At 36.0% G+C, this 1,097-nt stretch carries 1 protein-coding gene; it reads left to right on the plus strand.

Annotated elements, in window-relative coordinates; all coding sequences use genetic code 11:
* The coding region (locus tag QZ824_RS11675; RefSeq protein ID WP_291276189.1) for a hypothetical protein at positions 1 to 241 on the plus strand (241 nt) is incomplete at its 5' end.
* Positions 242 to 1,097: the final 856 nt, after the last annotated feature.

A 1,097-nucleotide genomic window follows, 5' to 3' on the forward strand; every position in this document is an offset into this window, starting at 1 on the left:
ATTATTTGACGCCGCCGTGCTTTGGTCACTACAAAATCGATCAAATCTTCGCGCTTTGGCCAACCCGAAGTCTGGGAGCTATAGCTCTTTTTATATTTCTTTGAATATATCGTTATTGAGGGAGCTTGAGTTATGCTGGGATTGTGGCTCTTCAAGAGCACTTTACACTGCCGTTCTTAGTTACTTGAGCTTTAAAGAGCAGCTTTTAGCTAGATCTCGAATTGATGCTACTGTTGACTAATCTTCAATAACCGGCTGGGGCCTACAATCTTTATGATATGCGCCCCATTCTTTATCAAGTTTTACTATTCCTCTCTCTGGTAAGCTTTATCAATCTAACTGTTTCATTCTCCCTTCCCTTTCAAACTATTGTTCCGATCATGTCATTTACGGCATTTTCAGATTTTCTGGAGGTCTTCTTTAGTGCCACTCTTTTAAGAAGTCGCTTAATTACGAGATATTTTTCCATACACACTCGATATGATTTTATGAGCATGAGCTCTACTTATTTCATTAGCTAATTAATATTTTGAAATTTTGGATTTCTTTTTTTTCACCGGTTTAATACATTAATTCTATTAATGTCTGCATAAAATATTTAATGTCTAACCTGTATAGATACTGCATAATAAACGGAAGGTCTTCGGTAGGTTTTTCCATATTTGACCGCATCCTATTGATTTTTAAAGATTTATTTTATTTATCTCTATGGTAAACCTGAGTGTTACTCTACCTCTTACCCTATTCCATTCTATCTTTGACCTAATGCCAACTCTATCTCTCGCCTTGCTATTTACTCTCTCTTAAACCCTAATTGGCCATCTGTTTCGTGGTTTATCCACACATTTTAAACACCATGCGCACAGGATATAAACAGAGTTGTCCACAGTCTTGATTGATTCTTGCTTATTTCTATCTCAAACCTGACTATATTTTGATGGTTTTGACGCCACTTTTTGCATTTCTATCCCAAACCCTACTCATCTCTATCGCTAACCCTATAGCCAGGAGCTTGTAAAAGTGATATCGAGCCATAAAATTGACCAAAATTAGATTTTTTTACACAAAAGCCCTGATTTTTTAGGATATTTCATTAT

Source organism: Flavobacterium sp., assembly GCF_021151785.1.
Taxonomy (GTDB): Bacteria; Bacteroidota; Bacteroidia; order Flavobacteriales; family Flavobacteriaceae; genus Flavobacterium.